The sequence below is a fragment of the Pseudomonas sp. Root401 genome, from assembly GCF_001425105.1.
GTDB lineage: Bacteria > Pseudomonadota > Gammaproteobacteria > Pseudomonadales > Pseudomonadaceae > Aquipseudomonas > Aquipseudomonas brassicacearum.
Window position 1 is genome coordinate 609,576 of the sequence record NZ_LMDO01000012.1, and the last position, 23,365, is coordinate 632,940.

The following is a 23,365-nucleotide window of genomic DNA, read 5'->3' on the forward strand; positions in this document are numbered from 1 at the left end:
GACGATGCACTTTGAGGACTACAACAATGATTATCTACGGTGTGGCATTTTTGGCCTTTTGTACCCTGGCGGGTATTTTTATCGGTGAACTGCTGGGCAAATTGATCGGCGTGCCGGCCAACGTCGGCGGCGTCGGCATTGCGATGCTGTTGTTGATCGGCCTGGGCAGTTACCTGAGCAAGCGTGGCCTGTTCAAGGGCAAATCCGAGGCCGGCGTGGAATTCTGGAGCGCGGTCTACATCCCCATCGTGGTCGCGATGGCGGCGCAGCAAAACGTCTACGGCGCGCTCAAGGGTGGGCCAATGGCGATCCTGGCCGGGACCCTGGCGGTGGTGATTGCCTTTGCGTTGGTACCGGTGCTGGTGCGCATTGGCAACAAAGGGCCCCAGGGCGACGTTTCCGTTAAGACGGTCGGGTGATTGCCATGTACGAATCCATGATGAAAGTCATCACCGGCTACGGCCTGATCAGCGGTTTCGCCATTGTCGGCATCACCATGTGGGTGTCCTACTGGATCAGCAACACCTTCACTAAAGGCCGCCTGCATGGCTCGGCCATCGCCATTCTCCTGGGGCTGGTGCTCTCCTACATCGGCGGGGCAATGACCGGTGGGCAGAAGGGCGTGGTGGATATTCCACTGCTGTCCGGGATCGGCTTGCTGGGCGGTGCGATGCTGCGGGACTTTGCCATCGTCGCCACGGCGTTTGGCGTGAGTATCGAAGAACTCAAGCGAGCCGGTTTCGTTGGGGTGCTGGCGCTGTTCGTCGGGGTCGGTACGTCGTTCATTGCTGGCGTGGGTGTGGCGATGGCGTTTGGTTACACCGATGTGGTGAGCCTGACCACCATTGGCGCCGGGGCGGTGACCTACATCGTCGGGCCGGTGACCGGGGCGGCGATTGGTGCCAGTTCCGAAGTGATGGCGCTGTCCATTGCTGCCGGGTTGATCAAGGCGATCCTGGTGATGGTGGCGACGCCGTTCGTGGCGCCGTTGATTGGCCTGAATAATCCACGCAGCGCGGTGATTTTCGGTGGCTTGATGGGCACCTCCAGCGGTGTGGCCGGTGGGTTGGCGGCCACCGATCCGAAGCTGGTGCCGTATGGCTGCCTGACGGCGGCGTTCTATACGGCGCTTGGATGCTTGTTGGGGCCTTCATTGTTGTTTCTGATCATGCGGGGGTTGATGGGCTAGGGCTTAGTCTCTTCGTTGACAGGACTGTCCCCATCGCGAGCAAGCTCGCTCCCACAGTTGACCGCGTGTCCCTGTGGGAGCGAGCCTGCTCGCGATGAAGGCAACACGGTCTCACACCTGGCGATTGGCATACATCCGGCACTCAGCCAACAGCGCCAGCAGATTCGGATCACGCTCCTTGGCTTTCAGGAACACCACGCCAATGCGCTGTTGTAGCCGATACCTCTCCTGCAACGGGATCAGTTTCACCCGGTTCTCATACACCGCCGCAATCCTGCCCGGCAGCAACGCATAGCCCACCCCGGAGCTGACCATGCTCAGCAGGGTGAAGATGTCGTTGACCTGCATCGCCACCTTCGGTTCGAACCCCGCCTGCTTGAACACCCGGATGCCGTCCTGGTGCGTGGCAAAACCCTGGGTCAGGGTGATGAACGTCTCGTCGCGCACCTCGGCCAGGTCGACCTCGCTGCGCTGGGCAAAGGGCGAGTCGGCCGGCGTGGCGAGGAAGATGTCATCGGAAAACAGCTCGATATGCTCGCAGTCAGGGTCGTTTACGCTGTCGTCCAGGGAGATCAGGATCGCGTCCACCTCCATGTTCTTGAGCTTGTACAGCAGGTCGATGTTCGAGCCCAGGATCAGGTCGATATTGAGCTCGCTGCGACGGATTTTCAGGCCCATGATCAGTTGCGGCACGGTCTTGACCGTCAACGAATACAACGAGCCGAGCTTGAAGCGTTCGGCGGAGAAGCCGGCGGCTTCGCGGGTCAGGCGTACGCTTTCGACCACGTCCTGGATCAGCTTCTGCGCCCGCTCTTCCAGCACATAGGCGCTTTCCAGCGGCGTGAGGTTGCGGCCTTCGTGCTTGAACAACGGGCAACGCAGGGCGCTCTCCAGCGAGTGAATGGCCCGGTGCACACTGACATTGCTGGTCTGCAACTCGGCCGCCGCCCGCGCCAGGTTGCCGGTGCGCATGAAGGCCAGGAATACCTCGAGTTTCTTCAGGGTCAATTCTTCGTCGATCAGCATGGGGCGGACTCTTATTCGTATTGCCCGATTGTGCCCCATTAGGCCTAGGGATGTGATCGTTCCCACGCTCTGCGTGGGAATGCCTCAACGGACGCTCTGCGTCCGCTTCGGGACGCGGAGCGTCCCCGGCTGCATTCCCACGCGGAGCGTGGGAACGATCATTAGCCTTGCTTCCACAGCAAGCAAAGCATTGCACTTTGACGCGCCAGGCCTGAGCCTTGGCGTCTGTTCTGGAATGTGAGGTAGGACTGGATGTATCACGGGGAACGACTCAACGCCTGGACGCACTTGGTCGGGGCGGTGGCGGCTTTTATCGGGGCGGTGTGGTTGCTGGTGATTGCCGGGATGGCGGGCGATCCGTGGAAGATCGTCAGCGTGGCGATCTACGGGTTCACCCTGCTGGTGCTGTACAGCGCTTCGACGGTTTACCACAGCGTGCGCGGGCGCAAAAAAGCCATCATGCAGAAGGTCGATCACTTTTCGATCTACCTGCTGATCGCCGGCAGCTATACGCCGTTTTGCCTGGTGACCCTGCGCGGGCCGTGGGGCTGGACCTTGTTCGGGATCGTCTGGGGGCTGGCGCTGATCGGGATCCTGCAGGAGATCAAGCCGCGCTCCGAAGCGCGGATCCTGTCGATCGTCATCTACGCGGTGATGGGCTGGATCGTGCTGGTGGCGGTCAAGCCGTTGCTGGCGGCCCTGGGCAGCGCCGGGTTTGCCTGGCTGGCCTCGGGCGGCGTGTTGTACACCGTGGGCATTATCTTTTTCGCCCTCGACCATCGGCTACGCCACGCCCACGGCATCTGGCACCTGTTTGTCATTGCCGGCAGTTTGCTGCACTTCGTGGCGATTCTGTTCTACGTGCTCTAGCGCCATGGGTTCAACATTTGACTCTAGAAATCCCCCCATAGCTGCTGCGCCACCGCCAGTGCCACAACCGGCGCGGTTTCAGTGCGCAGCACGCGAGGGCCGAGGCGGGCGGCGTGGTAGCCGGCGGTCTTGGCCTGTTCGACTTCGGCGTCCGACAAGCCGCCTTCAGGGCCAATCAGGAACGCCAGCGTCGACGGTTTGTCATGGCTGACCAAGGGCTCGGCCACCGGATGCAGCACCAGCTTGAGCTCGGCCTCGGTCTGTTTCAGCCAGTCAGCCAGCAGCAGCGGCGGGTGGATCACCGGCACGCTTGAGCGCCCGCACTGCTCGCAGGCACTGATTGCCACCTGGCGCCAGTGCAGCAGGCGCTTGTCGGCGCGTTCGTCCTTGAGGCGCACTTCGCAGCGTTCGCTGAAGATAGGCGTGATCTCGCTGACGCCCAGCTCCGTGGCTTTCTGGATCGCCCAATCCATGCGCTCGCCTCGGGACAGGCCTTGGCCGAGGTGGATGCGCAGCGGCGATTCAGGTTGTCCGGCGAACTGCTCGTCCAATTGCACTCGAACGCGTTTCTTGCCGACTTCGGCCAGGGTGCCGCGAAACTCCTGGCCCGAGCCATCGAACACCTGCACCGCATCGCCCTCGGCCATGCGCAGCACCCGGCCGATATAGTGGGCCTGGGCTTCAGGCAGTTCGTGGTCGCCGAGGCTCAGGGGCGCGTCGATGAAGAAGCGGGACAGTCTCATGTTTTGTTCTCTCGATCGTTCCCACGCTCTGCGTGGGAATGCCGCCATGGACGCTCTGCGTCCGCTGTGGATGTGACGCGGAGCGTCACGGGATGCATTCCCACGCAGAGCGTGGGAACGAGAAGTTCAGGGCTCAGCCCGGATCGCGATACCCCGGGTGAAAATCCTTCGGCACCGCCACGCTGACCTTGTCCCGGGTGGCGATGTCGATGCCTTCGCTGGCGACTTCGGCCAGGAAATCGATCTGCTCCGGGGTGATGACATACGGCGGCAGGAAATACACCACGCTGCCCAGCGGCCGCAGCAAGGCACCACGCTCCAAGGCATGCTGGAACACACTCAGGCCACGCCGTTCCTGCCACGGATAGGCGGTTTTGCTGGCCTTGTCCTTGACCATCTCGATGGCCAGCACCATGCCGGTCTGGCGCACTTCGGCGACGTTCGGGTGATCGGCCAGGTGCGCGGTGGCACTGGCCATGCGCTGGGCAAGGGCCTGGTTGTTTTCGATGACGTTGTCTTCTTCGAAGATATCCAGCGTCGCCAGGGCCGCCGCGCAGGCCAGCGGGTTGCCGGTGTAGCTGTGGGAATGCAGGAAGGCGCGCAGGGTCGGGTAGTCGTCGTAGAACGCGCTGTAGACCGAGTCGGTGGTCACGCACGCGGCCAGCGGCAGGTAACCGCCGGTCAGGGCCTTGGACAGGCAGAGGAAATCCGGCGTGATGCCGGCCTGCTCACAGGCGAACATCGTCCCGGTACGGCCAAAGCCGACGGCGATTTCGTCGTGGATCAGGTGCACGCCATAGCGGTCGCAGGCCTCGCGCAGCAACTTCAGGTACACCGGGTGATACATGCGCATGCCGCCGGCGCCCTGGATCAGCGGTTCGACGATCACCGCCGCCACCGTGTCGTGGTGCTCGGCCAGGGTCTGTTCCATGGCCGCGAACAGGTTGCGCGAATGTTCTTCCCAGCCCATGCCGTCAGGGCGGTGGTAGCAGTCGGGGCTCGGCACCTTGATCGTGTCCAGCAGCAAGGCCTTGTAGGTTTCGGTGAACAACGGCACATCGCCCACCGACATCGCCGCGATGGTTTCGCCGTGGTAACTGTTGCTCAGGGTGACGAAGCGCTTCTTGTCCGGCCGGCCGCGATTGATCCAGTAATGGAAGCTCATCTTCATCGCCACTTCGATGCAGGATGAGCCGTTATCGGCGTAGAAGCACCGGGTCAGGCCTTCGGGCGTCATCTTCACCAGGCGCTCGGACAACTCAATCACCGGCTGATGGCTGAAGCCGGCGAGAATCACATGCTCCAGCTGATCGACCTGGTCCTTGATGCGCTGGTTGATGCGCGGGTTGGCGTGGCCGAAAACGTTGACCCACCAGGAGCTGACGGCATCGAGATAGCGCTTGCCTTCAAAATCTTCCAGCCACACGCCTTCACCGCGCTTGATGGGGATCAGCGGCAGCTGTTCGTGGTCTTTCATCTGGGTGCAGGGATGCCATAGCACCGCGAGGTCGCGTTGCATCCACTGGTTATTCAGGCCCATTTACAGTCTCCTCGAGGCGGCTCGCGGCGGGCGCGGGCAAAACAATCGCGCAAGCCTATGCAATGGCGGCCCCGCGGACAACCCATTGTGTCATTCCCACTACTTTGAACGAGGCGATAGACGCCGCTGGCGGCGTTTTGATGGCTGACGTATTCTTCGCCGTTCCCTGAGCCGACTGGCTCGAAAAACCGCGAGCCGCCAGGCTCCAAAACTGAAATTTCCTACGTTTTCATCCGGAGTTCGTTGAATGTCTGCTGGTTGGCTGCGCGCCTGTGCGCTGGTGATGATAGGGCTGTTCAGCGTTTCGGCGCTGGCCAAGGACAAACAACCGACGGCCATCGTCATTGGCGGCGGCCTGGCGGGGCTCACCGCAGCCTATGAGTTGCAGAACAAAGGCTGGGCGGTGACACTGCTGGAAGCCAAACCGAGCCTGGGCGGTCGTTCGGGCATGGCCACCAGCGAGTGGATCGGCAACGAGAAGACCCAGCCGGTGCTGAACAAGTACGTCTCCACTTTCAAGTTGAGCACCACGCCGGCTCCGGAGTTCGTGCGCACCCCCAGCTACCTGATCGACGGCATCTATTTCAGCGCGGCGGACCTGGCGAGCAAACAGCCGGCCACCGCCGAAGCCCTCAAGCGCTACGAAACCACCCTGGACGACCTGGCGCGCTCCATCGAAGACCCGCTGAACCCGGCGGCGACCAGCACGCTGCACGCGCTGGACCAGATCACTGTGTCCAACTGGCTCGACCGCCTGCAACTGCCGGCCACGGCGCGGCAGTTGGTGAACCAGGAGATTCGCACCCGCTATGACGAACCTTCGCGTCTGTCGCTGCTGTATTTCGCCCAGCAGAACCGCGTCTATCGCGGTGTCTCCGACCGCGACCGGCGGGCCTCGCGCCTGCTCGGCGGCAGCCCGGTCCTGGCCCAGGCGTTCGTCAAGCAACTGAAAACCATCAAGACCAATTCGCCCGTGTCGGCCATCTCCCAGGACAAGGACGGGGTGACCGTCAAGGTTGGCGCCGTTGGCTACCAGGCTGACTACGTGGTGCTGGCGGTGCCGTTGCGGGCGCTGAACAAGATCCAGTTGACCCCGGCCCTGGATGCCCAGCATCAAGGCGCGATCAAGGGCACCAACTACGGCTGGCGCGACCAGATCATGCTCAAGTTCAAGACCCCGGTCTGGGACAGCAAGGCGCGCATGTCGGGTGAGATCTACAGCAATGCCGGCCTGGGCATGATGTGGATCGAACCGGCCTTGAAGGGCGGTGCCAACGTGGTCATCAACCTGTCCGGCGACAACGCCCGGGTGATGCAGGCCTTCGGCGACAAGCAGATGGTCGATCAGGTATTGATCCGTCTGCACGCGTTTTATCCACAGGCCCGTGGCGCGTTCACCGGCTACGAAATCCGCCGCTACAGCACCGACCCGTCCATGGGGGGTGCGTATCTGGCCTTTGGCCCGGGCCAGATCAGCAAGTACTGGCGCTTGTGGGAAAAGCCATTGCAACGCGTAGCCTTTGCCGGTGAACACACCGACACCCTGTATCCGGGCACCCTGGAAGGCGCGCTGCGCAGCGGTCAACGGGCCGCCAGCCAGGTTGAAGACCTGGCGGCGGGCAAGTCGTTCGAGCCGGCCAAGGTCGCGCCAGTTGCAACGGCAGCAGCTGCGGGTGCGGTGGCGGCGAAGAAGGGCAACTTCTTCACCAACCTGTTTGGTGGCTCGGATGACGACAAGAAGCCAGAGCCGGTCAAGGCACCGGAGCCGGTAGCGCCTGCTCCAGTGCCTGCACCCGCTCCTGCGCCGGCACCGGTGGAACCACCTGCACCGGCCCCGGCAAAGGTTGAGCCAGCCAAGAAAGCAGCGACCAAACCGGCAGCGAAAAAACCAGCCGCCAAGGCTCCGGCTAAAAAAGCGCCAGTGAAGAAAACCACTCCGGCGAAGAAACCGGCGGCCAAGCCGGCAGCGACAACACCGGCGGCGACTGAGACCAAGGCCCAGTAAGGCTCGGCGGCAGAAAAAGCGCGGCGTATCAGCCGCGCTTTTTTTTGCCCGTAGAACCGCTATCGCGAACAAGCTCGCTCCCACAGGGATTGCGCTCGGCCAGTGTGGGAGCGTGCTTGCTCGCGATGGGGCCCTTCCTGATATAACGCCTTGTATTGGTTTTAATCTTTCCTTAACCCACCCCCTCCAGACTGATGATCGTATTTCTCGATATTTCAAAGCGAAATTTTCCGCTTTAAATCGATAGATAACTCGCTAGTCTTGATCGCAGTTTTTACAGGAAATGAGCAATGCAGCTACGCAACTCTTCTTCTCGCTATGGCTGGGTCAGTATCTCTATGCACTGGGGCGTTGCGCTGGCGGTGTACGGGCTGTTCGCCCTGGGCCTGTGGATGGTTGGCCTGGATTACTACAGCACCTGGCGCAAAGACGCACCGGACCTGCACAAGAGCATTGGCCTGGTGCTGCTGGCGGTCATGCTGCTGCGGGTGATCTGGCGCGTTGTCAGCCCGCCGCCACCGACCCTGCCGACCTATGGCCGCCTGACCCGCGCCGGCGCCAAGCTCGGTCATAGCGCACTGTATCTCGGGTTGTTCGCCGTGATGATTGCCGGTTACCTGATTTCCACCGCAGACGGTGTCGGGATCCCGGTGTTTGGTTTGTTTGAAGTACCCGCGCTGGTGTCCGGACTGCCCGACCAGGCAGACGTCGCTGGCCAGATTCACCTCTACCTGGCGTGGGCGTTGGTAATTTTCTCCGGCCTTCATGCGTTGGCAGCATTGAAACACCACTTTATCGACCGTGACGCGACCCTCAAGCGAATGCTGGGGCGCCAAGCCTGATGTTCAACCTCGACTCCAAAGGAATAGAAAGCATGTTGAAAAAGACGCTCGCCGCCCTGGCAATCGGTTCTGCCCTGCTGTCGGCCGGCCAGGCCATGGCTGCTGACTACGTAGTCGACAAGGAAGGCCAGCACGCCTTCGTCGACTTCAAGATCAGCCACCTGGGCTATAGCTACATCACCGGTACCTTCAAGGACATCGACGGCAAGTTCAGCTTTGACGCCGCCAAGCCTGAGGCCAGCAAGATCGAGTTCAACGTACGTACCGCCAGCGTGTTCACCAACCACGCCGAGCGCGACAAGCACATCGCCAGCAAGGACTTCCTGGACGTAGGCAAGTTTGCCGATGCCAAGTTCGTGTCCACCAGCGTCAAGTCCACCGGCAAGAACGCTGATGGCAAAGACACTGCCGACGTGACGGGTGACCTGACGCTGCACGGCGTGACCAAGCCAATCGTGGTCAAGGCCACGTTCCTGGGCGAAGGCAAGGATCCATGGGGCGGCTACCGTGCTGGCTTCGAGGGCACCACCAGCATCAAGCGTTCCGACTTCGGCAAGATGATGGACCTGGGGCCACAATCCGACGCCGTTGAGCTGTACATCTCGTTTGAAGGTGTCAAAGCGAAGTAACCTTCGCGCCTGACAAAAAACGCCCCTGGTCTTGCGATCAGGGGCGTTTTTTATTCCGCGGATTCGGGCAACACAGAGAACCCTGTGGGAGCGAGCTTGCTCGCGATGGCGTCATACCAGCCGACTTCGATGTTGACTGACATACCGCTATCGCGAGCAAGCTCGCTCTCACATTTGGAATTGTGTTGGGCCAAAAAAATGCCCCAGGTCGCGAGACCTGGGGCATTTTTCAAGGCTTGGAAAAACTCAGCGATTGCGTGTCAGCAATGCCGGTTTTTCGCCCCGTGGACGGCTTGGCAGTTGATCCAGCTGTTCAGGCGTCGGGAAGCGATCGGCTTTCGATTCCTTGTGCATGATCTTCGGCTGGTTGCCGCGCGGGTTCTGCACGGCGGGTTCCTGACGAGGCTGGTCCTCACGGGCCGGACGGCGCGGGCGGGTGTCGTCGCGACGGGCCTGGCCGTCACGCGGGGCGCCGTTGCGTGGGCCGCTGCGCTTGGCCGGTGGTGTGCCGGTGGACGAGCCGTTGCTGTTGCGCGGACCATTCTGGCGACCTTGTGGCTGGCCGCTGCGCGGCGCGCCTGCAGCTGCACCCTGTGCCGGGGCACCCGGGCGACGACCACGGCCCTGGGCCGGTTTCTGCTGTGGCACGTAGTCGACGCGGTTACCGAAGTTATCGATATCGTCGTCCAGGAACTCGTCCGGGGCACGATCGGCTGCGGCGCGCGGGGCTGGACGCTGCTGTTCACGGGCTGGCGTGCCTTCGCGGGGCTTCTGCTCGCGGGCTGGGCGTTCGCCGCGGCCATTGCTGTTGCTGGCCGGTTTTTCCTTGCCCTTGTCCTTGCCTTTGTCCTTGCGGCCGCCGCCACCACCGCCGCCATTCGGACCGTCGCCGCGCGGGCCACGGGCATTGCGCGGATTGCGCACGTCCGGACGTTCGCGCACTTCAGGCTTCTCGGCCTCGATGGTGCTGGCGTCGAAGCCCATCAGGTCGCCGTCGGCAATTTTCTGCTTGGTCATGCGCTCGATGCTTTTGAGCAGCTTTTCTTCGTCCGGCGCGACCAGCGAGATCGCTTCGCCCGAACGACCGGCCCGGCCGGTACGGCCGATACGGTGCACGTAGTCTTCATCGACGTTCGGCAGCTCGAAGTTGACCACGTGAGGCAACTGGTCGATGTCCAGGCCACGGGCCGCGATGTCGGTGGCCACCAGGATGCGCACTTCGCCGGCCTTGAAGTCGGCGAGGGCTTTGGTGCGGGCGTTCTGGCTCTTGTTGCCGTGGATCGCCACAGCCGGCAGGCCGTGCTTGTCCAGGTACTCGGCCAGGCGGTTGGCGCCGTGCTTGGTGCGGGTGAACACCAGGACCTGTTCCCAGGCGCCGGCGGTGATCAGGTGCGCCAGCAGGGCACGCTTGTGGCTGGCCGGCAGGCGGAAGACGCGTTGCTCGATGCGCTCGACCGTGGTGTTCGGTGGCGTGACTTCGATGCGCTCCGGGTTGTGCAGCAGCTTGCCAGCCAAATCGGTGATGTCCTTGGAGAACGTCGCCGAGAACAGCAGGTTCTGACGCTTGGCGGGCAGGCGAGCGAGGACTTTCTTCACGTCATGGACAAAGCCCATGTCGAGCATGCGGTCGGCTTCGTCCAGCACGAGGATTTCCACGTGGGACAAATCGACGCTGCCCTGGCCGGCCAGGTCCAGCAGGCGACCGGGGCAGGCAACCAGTACATCGACGCCACGGGACATGGCCTGGACTTGGGGGTTCATGCCCACGCCGCCAAAAATGCAGGCGCTGACGAACTTCAGGTCGCGAGCGTAGACCTTGAAGCTCTCGTGTACCTGGGCCGCCAGTTCGCGGGTTGGGGTCAGGACCAGCACGCGCGGTTGGCGCGGGCCATGACGCTGGGACTTGTCTGGGTGACCGTTGGGGAACAACCGCTCCAGGATCGGAAGGGCGAAACCGCCGGTTTTACCAGTACCTGTCTGCGCCGCGACCATCAGGTCGCGACCTTGCAACACGGCGGGAATGGCCCGCTGTTGCACCGGGGTAGGCTGGGTATAGCCGGCGGCTTCGATGGCGCCGACTAAAGCCTCGGAGAGACCGAGGGAAGCAAAGGACATGAGTAATCCTGTTTTAGTGAGGGCCTGGCCCAATGGGATAGTCTTGCCGGGCGCGAATGACGTTCAACAAGAAGACGTCATCCCGTCCGGTCCTGCCGGGCCAAGAAGGCGGATCCGGACAAGGCTCGCGCGGGCCGTAGGCGGCGCTGTAGCGGTGTCGGGATGCCTTTTGCAAGGCCGGGCGTCCGGGCGTGAGCCTGGCGGGAAGGCCGGAGTATAACAGAGCAAACGCCGTGCGCCGCTTTCCTGCTGCTCAACGGTTTATTTCAACGTTGACCCAGCCCGGGCGAGATGACCTCGACCACTGGGCCGGCGCCGTAGCGGGCGCTCAGTTCGGCATAGGCGGGTTCGCGCTTGAAACGCTTGAGTTCGGCACTGAAGCGTTGCACCAGCAAATCCATCCCGGCGTTGCGCCGCACCGCCAGGTATTGGCTTTGACGGCTCACGACCATCGGGTTTTCGGTGATCTGGTCGCCCAACTGCATTTGTTGGAGCACATGTCGGCCCACCCTGCGGTCGGTGATGAGCAGGTCGATGCGTCCCAACTGCAACTTGCCGAAATTGGCTTCGTGGGTGGGCGCCGTTTCCCGGGTGAACAGGGTCGACTCACTGAAGGCCTGGCTGTAGAGATAACCGGGTGAGGTGCCGACGGTCAGGCCGCCCAGGTCATCGAGCGTGCGAAACGGATGGGGCCGGGCATTGGCGTAGAACATCACGAACTCTACGTCCGACAGCGGTTCGCTGGGGTAAAGCAGCATGGAATCGCGTTCATTGCTGTGGAAAATGTCCAGCGCACCGTCCGCCAACCCTTGCTCCAGCATCGCCAGGCAGCGCTTCCACGGCAGGAACTGCCATTCCACGTCGATACCCAGGCGCTTGAACACGATGGCCGTGGTTTCGTAGTCCAGGCCGAGCATCTTGCCGTTCTCTTCGTAGACATACGGCGCCCAGGGTTCGGTGACAATGCGCAACTTCTCGGCCTGGGCAGTCATGCTCAGGCACAAGAGAACAAGGGTGGTCAGCAGCTGGACAATGACGGGCATGGCCTGAGGTTACGACGAGAGCTCATCAAATAGCTAGAGCGCTCTGGCCAGCGCCCTGGTGGCCCGCCTCCAGTGCTCATGGATGGCTTGGCGGCGCCCACCGATGCGGCGCATTGCAGGGGTGGGCCGTTGCGCTCACTGAATGAAAAAGACCTTGGTGTTTGCCAAGGCCTTTTTTGTTCCACCGCGTTGCATCATTCAGCGTGGCAGCTTGAGGTTGTTCCATACCGCGAGGCTGGGTTCGGCCTGGTTAAGCGTATAAAAATGCAGCCCCGGTGCACCGCCTTGCAGCAAACGCTCACACATTTGTGTGATGACGTCCTCGCCGAAGCTTTGGATGCTGGAGGAGTCATCACCGTAGGCTTCCAGCTGCTTGCGGATCCAGCGTGGGATTTCTGCACCGCACGCGTCGGAGAAGCGCGCCAGCTTGCTGTAGTTGGTGATCGGCATGATTCCCGGCACCACAGGAATGTCGACGCCCAACTTGCGTATGCGCTCGACGAAGTAGAAGTAACTGTCGGCGTTGAAGAAGTACTGGGTGATCGCGCTGTTGGCGCCAGCGTTGGCCTTGCGGACGAAGTTGCGCAGATCGTCTTCGAAATTGCGCGCCTGGGGATGCATTTCCGGATACGCAGCCACTTCGATGTGGAAGTGATCGCCGGTTTCTTCACGAATGAAGCTCACCAGTTCGTTGGCGTGGCGCAGCTCGCCGCTGGCCATGCCCATGCCTGATGGCAGGTCACCGCGCAGGGCAACGATGCGCTTGATGCCAGCGGCCTTGTACTGGGTCAGCAGGTTGCGCAGGTCGTCCTTGCTGTCGCCCACGCAAGACAGGTGGGGGGCGGCCGGGACTTTGACTTCGCTTTCGAGCTGCAACACGGTGTTCATGGTGCGGTCACGGGTCGAGCCGCCGGCGCCATAGGTGCAGGAGAAGAAGTCGGGGTTGTAGCTGGCCAGCTGACGGGCAGTGGCGATCAGTTTTTCATGCCCAGCATCGGTCTTCGTCGGGAAGAACTCGAAGCTGTAGCGACGGTCTTGGGACATGGAGGGGGCCTCCAGCTGCAAGCTACAAGCTACAAGCCGCAAGAGGGCGGTGCGCCGAATTCTTGTGCTTAATAAGCTTGCAGCTCGCGGCTGCGTAATAGCGACAAAGAAGTAAGCCTCAAGCCTCAAATCGCAAGTAAACAAACCGCGCTTACTTGCCGCTTGAAGCTTGAAGCTCGCAGCTGCTTAGTAACGATAAGCGTGCGGCTTGAACGGGCCTTCGACGGTGACGCCGATGTAGTCAGCCTGTTGCTTGGTCAGTTTGGTGACCACGCCGCCGAAACCGCGGACCATTTCCAGGGCCACTTCTTCGTCGAGTTTCTTGGGCAGTACTTCCACGGTCAGGCGCTCGGCTTTCTGGGCCGGTGACAGGTCGGCGTATTTCTGGCCGAACAGGAAGATCTGGGCCAGGACCTGGTTGGCGAACGAGCCGTCCATGATGCGGCTTGGGTGGCCGGTGGCGTTGCCCAGGTTAACCAGGCGGCCTTCAGCCAGCAGGATCAGGTAGTCGTCGTTCTGTGGGTCGAAGCTGCCGGTGCCAGTGCGGTGTACCTTGTGGACCTGCGGCTTCACTTCTTCCCATGCCCAGTTCTTGCGCATGAAAGCGGTGTCGATTTCATTGTCGAAGTGACCGATGTTGCAGACCACGGCGCGCTTCTTCAGGGCCTTGAGCATGTTGGCATCGCAGACATTGACGTTGCCGGTGGTGGTCACGATCAGGTCGATCTTGCCCAGCAGGGCCTTGTCGATGCTGGCTTCGGTGCCGTCGTTGATCCCGTCGATGAACGGCGAAACCAGTTCGAAACCGTCCATGCAGGCCTGCATGGCGCAGATCGGATCGACTTCGGAGACCTTGACGATCATGCCTTCCTGACGCAGGGACTGGGCCGAACCCTTGCCCACGTCACCGTAGCCGATCACCAGCGCCTGCTTGCCCGACAACAGGTGGTCGGTGCCGCGCTTGATGGCGTCGTTGAGGCTGTGGCGGCAGCCGTACTTGTTGTCGTTCTTGCTCTTGGTTACCGAGTCGTTGACGTTGATGGCCGGGATCTTCAGTTCGCCCTTGGCCAGCATGTCCAGCAGGCGGTGCACGCCAGTGGTGGTCTCTTCGGTCACGCCGTGGACGTTTTCCAGCACGGCTGCGTACTTCTTGTGCAGCAGCTCGGTCAGGTCGCCGCCGTCGTCGAGGATCATGTTGGTGTCCCACGGCTGGCCATCCTTGAGGATGGTCTGCTCCAGGCACCACTCGTACTCTTGCTCGGTCTCGCCTTTCCAGGCGAATACCGGGATACCGGCGGCGGCGATGGCGGCAGCGGCCTGGTCCTGGGTCGAGAAGATGTTGCAGGACGACCAACGCACTTCGGCACCCAGGGCAACCAGGGTTTCGATCAGCACGGCGGTCTGGATGGTCATGTGGATGCAGCCGAGGATTTTTGCGCCCTTCAATGGCTGTTCGCCAGAGTACTTGCGGCGCAGGCCCATCAGGGCTGGCATTTCGGATTCGGCGATGATGATTTCGCGACGGCCCCAGGCAGCCAGGGACATGTCGGCGACTTTGTAGTCGGTAAAATCGGCAGGCGTGATAACAGCGCTCATGAAGAGCCTCCATTCGTAATGTATGCGAATGGGCGCCGTTGTGCGTTTAGTGTCCGTGCGGGGTGCCCCCGTACAAACAACGCCCCATCCGAGCCTGACAGGTCGAGCCTGCTGCAGCGCCCCTCGGACAGGTGGCGGGAACGGTCCAAAGCGTGGACCGAGGTAAAACGGTGGCGATTATAACGGGCTAATCGAATCTTCCAAAAGGGTTTCTGTCGGCAAATCGTAATTGCCGATGACCGTCATAGGGCCCGCGACGTAGAGCCTGACCGTGCGGTCTGCCATGATGCAGCAATCCAACGGCCAGACACTCAGGAGTGATCATGAATTTCCACACCCGCAAATGGGTCAAGCCCGAAGACCTCAACCCCAACGGCACGCTGTTCGGCGGCAGCCTGTTGCGCTGGATCGACGAGGAGGCGGCGATCTACGCCATCGTCCAGCTCGGCAACCAGCGCGTGGTCACCAAGTACATCTCGGAAATCAATTTCGTCAGCGCTTCGCGCCAGGGCGACATCATCGAGCTGGGCATCACCGCCACCGAGTTTGGCCGTACTTCCATCACCCTGACCTGCGAGGTGCGCAACAAAATCACCCGCAAGAGCATCCTGACCGTGGAAAAGATGGTCTTCGTCAACCTTGGCGAAGATGGCTTGCCCGCGCCCCATGGACGGACCGAGATCACATACGTCAAGGATCAGTTCAAGGATGCTGTCGTCGAGTGAGATCGATAGCGGTTTCAGGCTGAGGTAACTGAACAGCGCTGATCGCCGCGTGTCGTAGGTACATCACGCCACCGGTTCAGGAGCTGTATGGACACCCATGAAGAAGGCAAGACCCCTGACCTTTCGGCTCAGGAGCAGCATGAAGTCGACCGCAATCAGCCACCGCGGGCTGCGGTGCTGCACGAAATCATCCGCACCCAGGGCAATCAGGAGCTGGAGCGCAGTATCGCCGCGCTCTGGTGGTCGGCCCTGGCGGCGGGTTTGACCATGGGCCTGTCGCTGATGGCAATGGGATTGCTCAACTCCCGGCTGCCGGACCACGAAGGCTTCAAGGTGATCGCCAGTTTCGGTTACTGCGCCGGCTTTCTCGCGGTGATCCTGGCCCGCCAGCAACTGTTCACCGAAAACACCCTGACCGCCGTGCTGCCGATCATGAGCAAACCCACGCTGGGCAACTTCGGCCGGCTGTTGCGGCTCTGGGGCGTGGTGCTGGTGGGCAACCTGTGCGGCACCTTGCTGGTGGCCTATGTGATGCTGCACTTGCCGATCTTCGATCAGCGCACCGACCAGGCTTTCCTGGAGATCGGCCGCAAGGTCATGGAAAACGACACCGGCCAGATGTTCGCCAAGGGCATCATCTCCGGCTGGATGATCGCCACCATGGTCTGGATGATCCCGTCCATGGAAAGCGCCAAGATGTGGATCATTATCCTGATCACCTACCTCATGGCGCTCGGGGATTTCACTCACATCGTCGTCGGCTCGGCCGAAGTTTCGTACCTGGTGTTCGCCGGCCAGTTGTCATGGGAGGATTTCTGGATGGTGTTTGCCGGGCCGACGTTGGCGGGGAATATCATCGGCGGCAGTTTCATCTTTGCGCTGATCAGCCACGCACAGGTGCGCAGCGAGACCAATACGCCCCTCAGTCGGCAAGGCCTGCCGCGGCGCCGAGATGACGCTGGCGATAAATAAAATACAGCGCGGCCAGTACGGTTAGCCCGCCCATCAGGGCCCCGGTCCACGGCAAATCCGCCAGGTCGGCACCACTGGCGACGACCAACCCACCAATCCACGCTCCCGCCGCGTTGCCGAGATTGAAGGCACTCTGGTTCAGGGTCGAACCGAGGTTCGGCGCCTCAGAGGCCTGGTCGATGATCAGCAGTTGCAGGATCGGGCACAGGGCGAAGGCGAAGATCCCCCACAGCACCAGGGTGATCGCCGCCGGAATCACCGATTGGCTGGTCTGGCTGAACGCGGCCAACACCAGCACCACGGCCAGGGCCATGGCCACCAGCGAAGGCAGCAGGCGCCGGTCCGCCAGGCGCCCGCCGAGGAAACTGCCCGCTGTCAGGCCGACACCGAACAACAGCAACATGATGGTGACGCCATGGGGGCTGACACCGGTGATGTCCTGCAGGATCGGCGCGATGTAGGTGAACACGCTGAACAGACTGGTGGAGGCCAGCACGCTCATGCCCAGGGCGAGCAACACGTTGACCTTGCCCAGCACCTTGAACTCGCTGGCCAGGTTGGCTTTGTCCATGGGGATTTCCCTGGGCAGCCAGACCCATTGGGCGATGGCGGCGATCACGCCGATCACCGATACCGCCCAGAACGTCGAACGCCAACCGGCGTATTGTCCCAAAGCCGTGCCCAGCGGCACGCCCAGCACGTTAGCCAGGGTCAGGCCGGTGAACATCATGGCAATTGCCTGGGCCCGCTTGTTCGGCGCCACCAGCCCGGCCGCCACCACCGAACCGATGCCAAAGAACGCTCCGTGGCACAGCGCAGTAATAACCCGGGCGGCCATCAGCGTGGCGTAGTTCGGCGCCAGGGCGCAGAGCACATTGCCGAGGATGAACATCAACGTCATGCCCAGCAGCGTGGCCTTGCGTGGCATGTTGGCGGTGCCAATCGCCAGGATCGGCGCGCCGAACACTACGCCCAGGGCGTAGCCGGTAATCAGTAGCCCGGCCTGGGGAATGCTCACGGCCAGGTCCCGGGCGACATCGGGCAACAGGCCCATGATGACGAATTCAGTCGTGCCGATGCCGAAAGCGGCAACGGCCAAAGCAAGCAAGGCGAGTGGCATGCGCAAGGTCTCTGTCTGTAGTCTTGACGCTCTGATCAGGCATACGCATGCCGGCGCCCCATTCGAGTGAGCGGGGCAACAGCGAGATTATTGGAATAGGTGTATGCGCAACTGAGTGCGGCGTGGTCGGCTTGCAGTATAAACGATAGCAAATCAATTCATGAGCCTTACTGAGCGTAGGAGCTGTAGGAGCTGTAGGAGCTGCCGAGTGCAACGAGGCTGCGATCTTTCCACTGACAATTGAGTCTGGAATGAAAGATCAAAAGATCGCAGCCTCGTTGCACTCGACAGCTCCTACGGGGCGGGGGACAAGATAAGGAGCGTGCCGTGCTTGCAACGGCCTTGGTGTTGGTCGCGGCGCTGTTGCATGCGGCGTGGAATACGCTGATCAAGTTCAGTGGCGAGCGTTTGCTGGTGGTGGCGTGCATGGACAGCGTCGCCTTGCTGTTCGTCGCCTTGGCAATGGGTTTCGTGGCCTTGCCGCCGTTGGAGATCTGGCCATGGATCCTGGCGTCGGCGGCATTCGAGCTGCTCTATCGCTATTTGCTGATCCAGGCTTATCGGGTCGGTGACCTGGGGCTGGTCTATCCGCTGATGCGCGGCCTGTCGCCGCTGGTGGTGCTGGCCCTGACATTTATATTCGCCGGTGAAGCCCTGACGACCCAGCAGGTCATCGGCATCTTGCTGATCCCGTTCGGCATGCTTTGCCTGTTGTGGCAGGGCGGTGGCGGCGAGCGGCTGCCCTGGTCGATGCTGCCGGTGGTGGCGCTGATCGGCCTGTGCATCGGGTGCTACACCTTTATCGACGGCCACGCTCTGCGGCGTTGGTCCCATCCGCTGGATTACCTGGTCTGGGTCACGCTGCTCAGTGCCTGGCCGTTCCCGTTGCTGGCGCTGGCGAGCAAGCGGCCGGCCTTCATGCGATTCTGGCGTGAGCAGTGGCGGTTGGGGTTGGCGGTCGGATTTTGCGTATTGTTCAGCTACGCTCTGGTGCTGTGGGCCATGCAACTGGGCTCGATCGCCGAAGCGGCGGCGCTGCGGGAGATCAGCGTGATCCTGGTGGTGCTGTTCGGCATGCGTTACTTGAAAGAACCTTTCGGCTTGCCGCGGCTCTTAGCCTGCGGGCTGGTATTGGTTGGCATGCTGGTGATGAAGTTCTGACCGACACCCGAACTCGCGATTTTCTATAAAACTCAAAGAAGGAACTGCGTCAATGACGGTTGCCCTGTGGTGTATTTTGATTGCCTTTCTGCTGCCTTACCTGTGCGTCGCCATTGCCAAGATCGGTGGACGATACAGGCTGGCAGATAACCACGACCCTCGGGACTTTCTGGACTCACTCGAAGGTGCGCCTCGGCGGGCATACGCCGCGCAACTGAACAGCTTTGAAATCAGCCCGTTTTTTGCCGCCGCCGTGATCGTCGCGCACCTGGCGGGCAATGCCGAGCTGGTGACCATCAATGTGCTGGCAGTGCTGTTCATCACCAGTCGCCTGCTCTACATCATTTGCTACCTGGCTGACTGGGCGATTCTACGTTCGTTGATGTGGTTCGTGGGGGTGGGGTTGGTCTTGAGTTTCTTCTTCGTATCGGTCTGAGCCTGATTCTTGAATCCCGGTGTCTGTGCTGACCCCATCGCGAGCAGGCTCGCTCCCACATTGGATCTGGTGTGTACACAAAATATGTATTCACTGATATCTACTGTGGGAGCGAGCCTGCTCGCGATGGGGCCGGGACAATCACCAAACTCCTCAGTGATTGGCGGTCACCGCATTCGCCACCTGCGGCACTTGCGGCAACGCCATGCCCTTGGGCCAGAGCATCCAGATCTGGCCCTGTTGCTTCATGTCCCCGGCCAGTTGCCCGGCCGCCTCGCCCGTGCCCCAGAACAGGTCCGCCCGTACTTCGCCGGCAATTGCACCGCCGGTGTCCTGGGCGGCGACGGGCCGGTTCAAGGTGCTGCCGTCGGGGCGCGTGGTGGATAGCCAGAGCAGGCTGCCCAGCGGAATCACCTTGCGATCCACCGCCACGCTGTAGCCGGCGGTCAGCGGGACATTCAACGAGCCTCGCGGGCCTTCGTTGCTGTCGGGGTTACGGTTGAAGAACACGTAGCTGGGGTTGCTGCCCAGCAATTCGGGAATGCGGTTCGGGTTGGCCTTGGCCCAGGCACTGATGGTGCCCATGGTCACGTCTTCTTTCTTCAGCTCGCCCTGCTCGACCAGCCAGCGCCCGATGGGGCGGTAAGGGTGGCCGTTCTGGTCGGCATAACCGATGCGCAGTTGGCGGCCATCGGCGAGTCGAATGCGTCCCGAACCCTGGATCTGCAGGAATTGCAGGTTCATGGGGTCGGTCAGCCAGGCGATGACCGGTGCCCTCACTCCGTTGGTTTCGATGGTAGCCGCGTCGTCGTATGGCTTGAGCACTCGGCCTTCGAGGCGGCCACGCAGGCGTTTGCCCTTGAGTTCAGGGTAAATGCTGTCCAGCGACACAATGATCATGTCCTCCGGCACACCGTAGACCGGGATATTCGCCGTAGCGGTCTGGGTGAGGCTGCCGGGGTAGACCGGCTCGTAGTAGCCGGTAATCAGGCCGTTGGGGCTGTTATCCCCCGAGCGCAGGCCGTAGACGTCCAGGTTCTGTTTCAGGAAATTACGTACATCCTGTGGGGTTTGCGGCACATTGGCCGCTGCCGCGCAGGTCGGGCCCCAGGTCGCATCGGCCTTGAGTCGGGTGCAGGCACTGCGCCAGGAGCCGAAACCGGCCAGCAGGTCTGCATCGGACACCGCCGGCAACGCCTCCCACGGTGCGCTGACATAGGTGGCGAGGGCGTGGGTCTGAGGCTCTTCGACCTTTTCGCCGCGATTACAACCGGCCAACAGTGCGATCAGCGGTAGGGTCAATGCCAGGCCTTTGTGCCAGGTCTTGATGCGGCTGTTCATGAAGATTTCCTTTGCAGTTATTCGAACGCTGTCAGGCGCTCGAACAACCCGTATTGTTGATAGGGCCATTGGTCTTTGCCGATGACCCGAGGATACTAACTGCCGTTTCCTGCCCCGAGGCCAAGATGTTTGTAAAACGATTTTCCATGGCCGTACTGGCCTGCCTGATGCTGTCCGCCTGTGGCGGCGTCGATCCCAATTCTCCCCTTGGCCAGCGCAAGGCGATCTTCAAGCAGATGCTCAAGACCAACGAACAGTTGGGCGGCATGTTGCGTGGACGAGTCCCGTTCGATGGCCCACGATTTGCCGAAGGCGCGGCGCAACTGGATCAACTCTCCCATGAGCCGTGGAAACACTTCCCGCAAGTGCGCGAGCAAGACCACACCAGCGCCCGGGATGAAGTCTGGCAAAAGCAGGCGCGTTTCCAGGAAATGGCCCGCAACCTTGAAGCCGCCACCGGTGAGTTGGTGACCGCCAGCAAAGTCCAACCCTACAAGGCCAGCTACTTGGGACCGGCGGTGCAAAAGGTCGAGGATGCGTGCAGTGCCTGTCATAAGGAGTTTCGGGATCATTGACTTGTCTTGAAGGATCGCAGGCTTCGCCAGCTCCTACAGGGAATCGCGTTCAACCTGTAGGAGCCTGCGATCCTTTCAATGTTCACTTGTCCAGCTCATCCACCGCTTCCTGCAGTTCCTTGCGGGAGGCCGCCAGCTTGTCCTTGCGTTTGTTGATCCGCTCGGCGTCGCCTTTCTTCATGGCCTTTTCCAGGTCGGCCTGACGCCGACTGACCTCGTGCTTGGCATCGAGCACCTTGTTTTCACGCTCCTTGCGCAAGGACGCATCGGTGCAATGGCTGGTGACTTCGTCCAACGCGGTTTCCAGGCCAGCCTGCTGGTCCTGGTTGCCACGGGACTTGGCCAGTTCGATCTGGTTGATGATGCCCTGGCGCTTGGCCGCGCAACCGGTGAGCTCCGGGGTTTGCTCGTCCGCCATCAAGGGGGCGGCCATGGCACTGCATAAGACCAGCAGGGCAACGGGGGACAGGAAATTCATAGCAACTCCGTAAAAAATCGCGAGCGGTCGGTACAGATGCGCTGTTGGAACGCATGCTTGCCCCTTGGGTTCAACCGCACAGGGCCCGGATTAAAAACCGTCGACCCCGGCAGTGCGTAATACGTCACTCAAGGCCAGCACCTGCGGGTCGCGAAAAAATGCGCTCAGTTGCGCGGCGCGTCCCGGTCCGATGCCGGCCTCGGCTTGCCATTGTTCGGTAGTGCGTTCGGCCAGCACCTGCCACGGTCCCTCTAGCCGGGCCTCACCAGCGGGCGGCAGGCCCAGGGCCTTGAGCCATTGCTCGAAAGGGCGTTGTCGGGCGCTGTGCAGGCTGGCGAGCAGGCGGGTGCTGCTGTGTTCGCCGAAGCCGGCAATGTTAGCAAGCTCGGCGGCATCGAGGGTCATCCAATCCAGCAATCCGTCGAGTCGTCCGGCGGCCAGCAGTTTTTCCCAAGTGCCGGGGCCGACGTGGGGCAGGGCAAGCCCTTGTTTGCCGCTGAGCCAGCCCAGTCGCGCGAGGAACTGGCTTTCACAGCCAGGTGTCGGTTGCCAGCAACTCAAGAAGTGATAATCGGTTTCCGCAGGGGCGTTGAGGTCCTGCCGCTCGACGCTGCGCAGCACGACGCTGTCGAGCCGTGGGATGGTCAGCCCGGCCAGGCTGATAGCAACCCGGTCGCCGGGGCGAATGTCCATCTCCTTCCAGCGCTTGAGGGAGCTGACACTTACCCGACGAATCCATCGATCGTCGAGCCGGATACGTTCAAGCTCCAGTACGGGCGTGATGCGTCCGGTACGACCGACCTTGAAGTGCACCTTGCGCACTTCGGCCAGCGCCTGGGCATACGGGTATTTCCAGGCCACGCTCCAGAACGGCGCCCTGGCCTGCCAGCGGTTGGCGGGTGGGCGGCGGCTCTGCTGCAGGACGATCCCGTCACTGGCGAATGGCAGCGGTGTGCGATACCAGTGATCGCGCCACTGCTCGGCATCGACCAATGTCCGCACAGGTTGGTTGTAGTCGAGGGTGTCAGCGAAGCCCAAGGCGTTCAGCGCGGCCATTCGCTCGGGCAGGGTGTCCGGCCCTTCCGGCCAGTCCCAGACAAACAGGCCGATATACACCCCATCGTGTACCGTCAAATTGCTGCGTGCCATCAAGCCTGCCATGGTCCCGCGGGCGTTTACGCTGCCGCTGCTGGCTTGGACATGGGCCTCCAGGCGCCAGTACAACTCGCCCTGGACGACCAGGTCTACGGGCTGGTGCAGTCGCTGGGGGATGGCGCCGATCTTGCGCGCATTCGTGGTCCAGTCATGTCCTTGGACGCCATCGCCACGGCTGATTGCCTGATGCAGGCTACCCTTGCGATAGACCAGGGTGACCGCCACGCCGTCGACTTTCGGCTGGGCCCAGACGTCCTCCCGGCCGCGCAGCCAGGCCCCCACGGCGTCGGCGTCCTTCAGCTTTTCCAGGCCGGTATGGACCACGGGGTGCGGTACCTTCCCGCCTGCTGAGCGCAGCGGATCGTCGGGCGCCGTGAGGTTGAAGCAACTGTGCCATTGGCCCAGCTGTGCGCGGGACTGATCATACAGTTCGTCGGCCACCAACGATTGGCCGAGGCGGTGATAGCGCTCGTCCCAAGTGTCGATTTGCTGTTGCAGCGCGGCGATCTCGGCCCGGGCGCGTTCAGTGGGCCAGTCGGGACAGGGCGCGGCGAGCGCAGGAGTGACAATGAAGACAAGACAGGCGAGTGCATACAAAAACGGTGGCATCGAAGCATCCTTGCTTGGTTGAGTACTGAAGGCTAGCCACCGTCCCGGAAGTTGCGAGGCCCGGAGCGTTACCGGATTTTGCGAGGCCTGGTGGCAAAATCGCGGCGGTACAGTGCGAGGCGATTTAGCCGTGCAACTGTCCCTTGTCCTC

General features: G+C 61.8%; 22 protein-coding genes and 1 riboswitch. Of the genes, 11 read left to right on the forward strand and 11 right to left on the reverse strand.

Annotated features, from left to right (window positions below; translation table 11 throughout):
- The first annotated feature begins 26 nt into the window (after positions 1–26).
- Together madL and madM are read left to right on the forward strand one after the other, a co-directional pair.
- On the forward strand, positions 27–419 hold the full coding sequence (madL, locus tag ASC85_RS12700) for a malonate transporter subunit MadL (RefSeq protein WP_014340653.1): 393 nt from the start codon (positions 27–29) through the stop codon (positions 417–419).
- Positions 420–424: 5 nt separating this feature from the next.
- Positions 425–1,189 (forward strand): malonate transporter subunit MadM, encoded by a 765-nt coding sequence (madM, locus tag ASC85_RS12705; RefSeq protein WP_046063311.1) that lies wholly within the window; start codon positions 425–427, stop codon positions 1,187–1,189.
- 111 nt (positions 1,190–1,300) lie between these two features.
- Here madM and ASC85_RS12710 read toward each other — a convergent pair whose 3' ends face one another.
- Positions 1,301–2,215, reverse strand: coding sequence for a LysR family transcriptional regulator (locus tag ASC85_RS12710; RefSeq protein WP_046063253.1), 915 nt, complete (start codon positions 2,213–2,215; stop codon positions 1,301–1,303).
- A 252-nt stretch (positions 2,216–2,467) separates the two neighbouring features.
- Between ASC85_RS12710 and trhA the strand changes: the two genes are divergently transcribed.
- On the forward strand, positions 2,468–3,085 hold the full coding sequence (trhA, locus tag ASC85_RS12715) for a PAQR family membrane homeostasis protein TrhA (protein WP_018609564.1): 618 nt from the start codon (positions 2,468–2,470) through the stop codon (positions 3,083–3,085).
- A gap of 23 nt (positions 3,086–3,108) precedes the next feature.
- On the opposite strand, the gene ASC85_RS12720 is transcribed toward trhA, so the two are convergent.
- Both ASC85_RS12720 and ASC85_RS12725 read right to left on the reverse strand, forming a co-directional pair.
- Positions 3,109–3,828, reverse strand: a complete 720-nt coding sequence (locus ASC85_RS12720) for a 16S rRNA (uracil(1498)-N(3))-methyltransferase (RefSeq protein WP_057449555.1) — start codon at positions 3,826–3,828, stop codon at positions 3,109–3,111.
- Positions 3,829–3,961: 133 nt separating this feature from the next.
- Positions 3,962–5,368 carry an adenosylmethionine--8-amino-7-oxononanoate transaminase gene (locus ASC85_RS12725; RefSeq protein ID WP_057449556.1) on the reverse strand — a complete coding sequence of 469 codons (1,407 nt, stop codon included), beginning with the start codon at positions 5,366–5,368 and terminating at the stop codon, positions 3,962–3,964.
- Positions 5,369–5,615: 247 nt separating this feature from the next.
- On the opposite strand from ASC85_RS12725, the gene ASC85_RS12730 reads away from it, so the two are divergent.
- The 3 genes from ASC85_RS12730 to ASC85_RS12740 all read left to right on the forward strand — a co-directional run bounded on the left by ASC85_RS12730 (position 5,616) and on the right by ASC85_RS12740 (position 8,844).
- Entirely contained in the window at positions 5,616–7,373 is a 1,758-nt protein-coding gene (locus tag ASC85_RS12730) for a flavin monoamine oxidase family protein (protein WP_057449557.1), read from the forward strand.
- Between the two features lie 290 nt (positions 7,374–7,663).
- A complete protein-coding gene (locus tag ASC85_RS12735; protein WP_057449558.1) occupies positions 7,664–8,215 on the forward strand; it encodes a cytochrome b in 552 nt (183 codons plus the stop codon).
- A 32-nt stretch (positions 8,216–8,247) separates the two neighbouring features.
- The gene (locus ASC85_RS12740) at positions 8,248–8,844 is read left to right on the forward strand and encodes a YceI family protein (protein ID WP_003206427.1); all 597 of its coding nucleotides are present in this window, start codon (positions 8,248–8,250) and stop codon (positions 8,842–8,844) included.
- 246 nt (positions 8,845–9,090) lie between these two features.
- On the opposite strand, the gene ASC85_RS12745 is transcribed toward ASC85_RS12740, so the two are convergent.
- The 4 genes from ASC85_RS12745 to ahcY form a co-directional block, all read right to left on the reverse strand.
- On the reverse strand, positions 9,091–10,959 hold the full coding sequence (locus ASC85_RS12745) for a DEAD/DEAH box helicase (RefSeq protein WP_057449559.1): 1,869 nt from the start codon (positions 10,957–10,959) through the stop codon (positions 9,091–9,093).
- A gap of 266 nt (positions 10,960–11,225) precedes the next feature.
- Complete coding sequence (locus ASC85_RS12750) at positions 11,226–12,002, reverse strand: substrate-binding periplasmic protein (RefSeq protein WP_057449560.1); 777 nt, start codon at positions 12,000–12,002, stop codon at positions 11,226–11,228.
- A gap of 198 nt (positions 12,003–12,200) precedes the next feature.
- The gene (metF, locus tag ASC85_RS12755) at positions 12,201–13,046 is read right to left on the reverse strand and encodes a methylenetetrahydrofolate reductase [NAD(P)H] (protein WP_057449561.1); all 846 of its coding nucleotides are present in this window, start codon (positions 13,044–13,046) and stop codon (positions 12,201–12,203) included.
- Between the two features lie 186 nt (positions 13,047–13,232).
- Complete coding sequence (ahcY, locus tag ASC85_RS12760; RefSeq protein ID WP_057449562.1) at positions 13,233–14,642, reverse strand: adenosylhomocysteinase; 1,410 nt, start codon at positions 14,640–14,642, stop codon at positions 13,233–13,235.
- 23 nt (positions 14,643–14,665) lie between these two features.
- Positions 14,666–14,773, reverse strand: a riboswitch (S-adenosyl-L-homocysteine riboswitch).
- A 192-nt stretch (positions 14,774–14,965) separates the two neighbouring features.
- Here ahcY and ASC85_RS12765 point away from each other — a divergent pair.
- Together ASC85_RS12765 and ASC85_RS12770 are read left to right on the forward strand one after the other, a co-directional pair.
- On the forward strand, positions 14,966–15,367 hold the full coding sequence (locus tag ASC85_RS12765; protein ID WP_057449563.1) for an acyl-CoA thioesterase: 402 nt from the start codon (positions 14,966–14,968) through the stop codon (positions 15,365–15,367).
- A gap of 87 nt (positions 15,368–15,454) precedes the next feature.
- The gene (locus tag ASC85_RS12770; RefSeq protein ID WP_057449564.1) at positions 15,455–16,339 is read left to right on the forward strand and encodes a formate/nitrite transporter family protein; all 885 of its coding nucleotides are present in this window, start codon (positions 15,455–15,457) and stop codon (positions 16,337–16,339) included.
- On the opposite strand, the gene ASC85_RS12775 is transcribed toward ASC85_RS12770, so the two are convergent.
- Positions 16,290–17,459: an MFS transporter gene (locus ASC85_RS12775; RefSeq protein WP_057449565.1), complete on the reverse strand. Its 1,170-nt coding sequence runs from the start codon at positions 17,457–17,459 to the stop codon at positions 16,290–16,292. The two genes, ASC85_RS12770 and ASC85_RS12775, sit on opposite strands and share 50 nt — an antisense overlap.
- A 327-nt stretch (positions 17,460–17,786) precedes the next feature.
- Here ASC85_RS12775 and ASC85_RS12780 point away from each other — a divergent pair, with 327 nt between their 5' ends.
- Together ASC85_RS12780 and ASC85_RS12785 are read left to right on the forward strand one after the other, a co-directional pair.
- Positions 17,787–18,620 (forward strand): EamA family transporter, encoded by an 834-nt coding sequence (locus ASC85_RS12780; RefSeq protein ID WP_057449566.1) that lies wholly within the window; start codon positions 17,787–17,789, stop codon positions 18,618–18,620.
- A gap of 52 nt (positions 18,621–18,672) precedes the next feature.
- Complete coding sequence (locus ASC85_RS12785) at positions 18,673–19,056, forward strand: MAPEG family protein (protein WP_013694446.1); 384 nt, start codon at positions 18,673–18,675, stop codon at positions 19,054–19,056.
- 153 nt (positions 19,057–19,209) lie between these two features.
- Here ASC85_RS12785 and mltA read toward each other — a convergent pair whose 3' ends face one another.
- Complete coding sequence (gene mltA, locus ASC85_RS12790) at positions 19,210–20,397, reverse strand: murein transglycosylase A (protein WP_057449567.1); 1,188 nt, start codon at positions 20,395–20,397, stop codon at positions 19,210–19,212.
- Positions 20,398–20,522: 125 nt separating this feature from the next.
- Here mltA and ASC85_RS12795 point away from each other — a divergent pair, with 125 nt between their 5' ends.
- Positions 20,523–20,972: a c-type cytochrome gene (locus tag ASC85_RS12795; RefSeq protein ID WP_057449568.1), complete on the forward strand. Its 450-nt coding sequence runs from the start codon at positions 20,523–20,525 to the stop codon at positions 20,970–20,972.
- 82 nt (positions 20,973–21,054) lie between these two features.
- Here ASC85_RS12795 and ASC85_RS12800 read toward each other — a convergent pair whose 3' ends face one another.
- Positions 21,055–21,450, reverse strand: coding sequence for a DUF1090 domain-containing protein (locus ASC85_RS12800; protein WP_057449569.1), 396 nt, complete (start codon positions 21,448–21,450; stop codon positions 21,055–21,057).
- A gap of 90 nt (positions 21,451–21,540) precedes the next feature.
- Entirely contained in the window at positions 21,541–23,214 is a 1,674-nt protein-coding gene (ligB, locus tag ASC85_RS12805) for an NAD-dependent DNA ligase LigB (protein WP_057449570.1), read from the reverse strand.
- Positions 23,215–23,365: the final 151 nt, after the last annotated feature.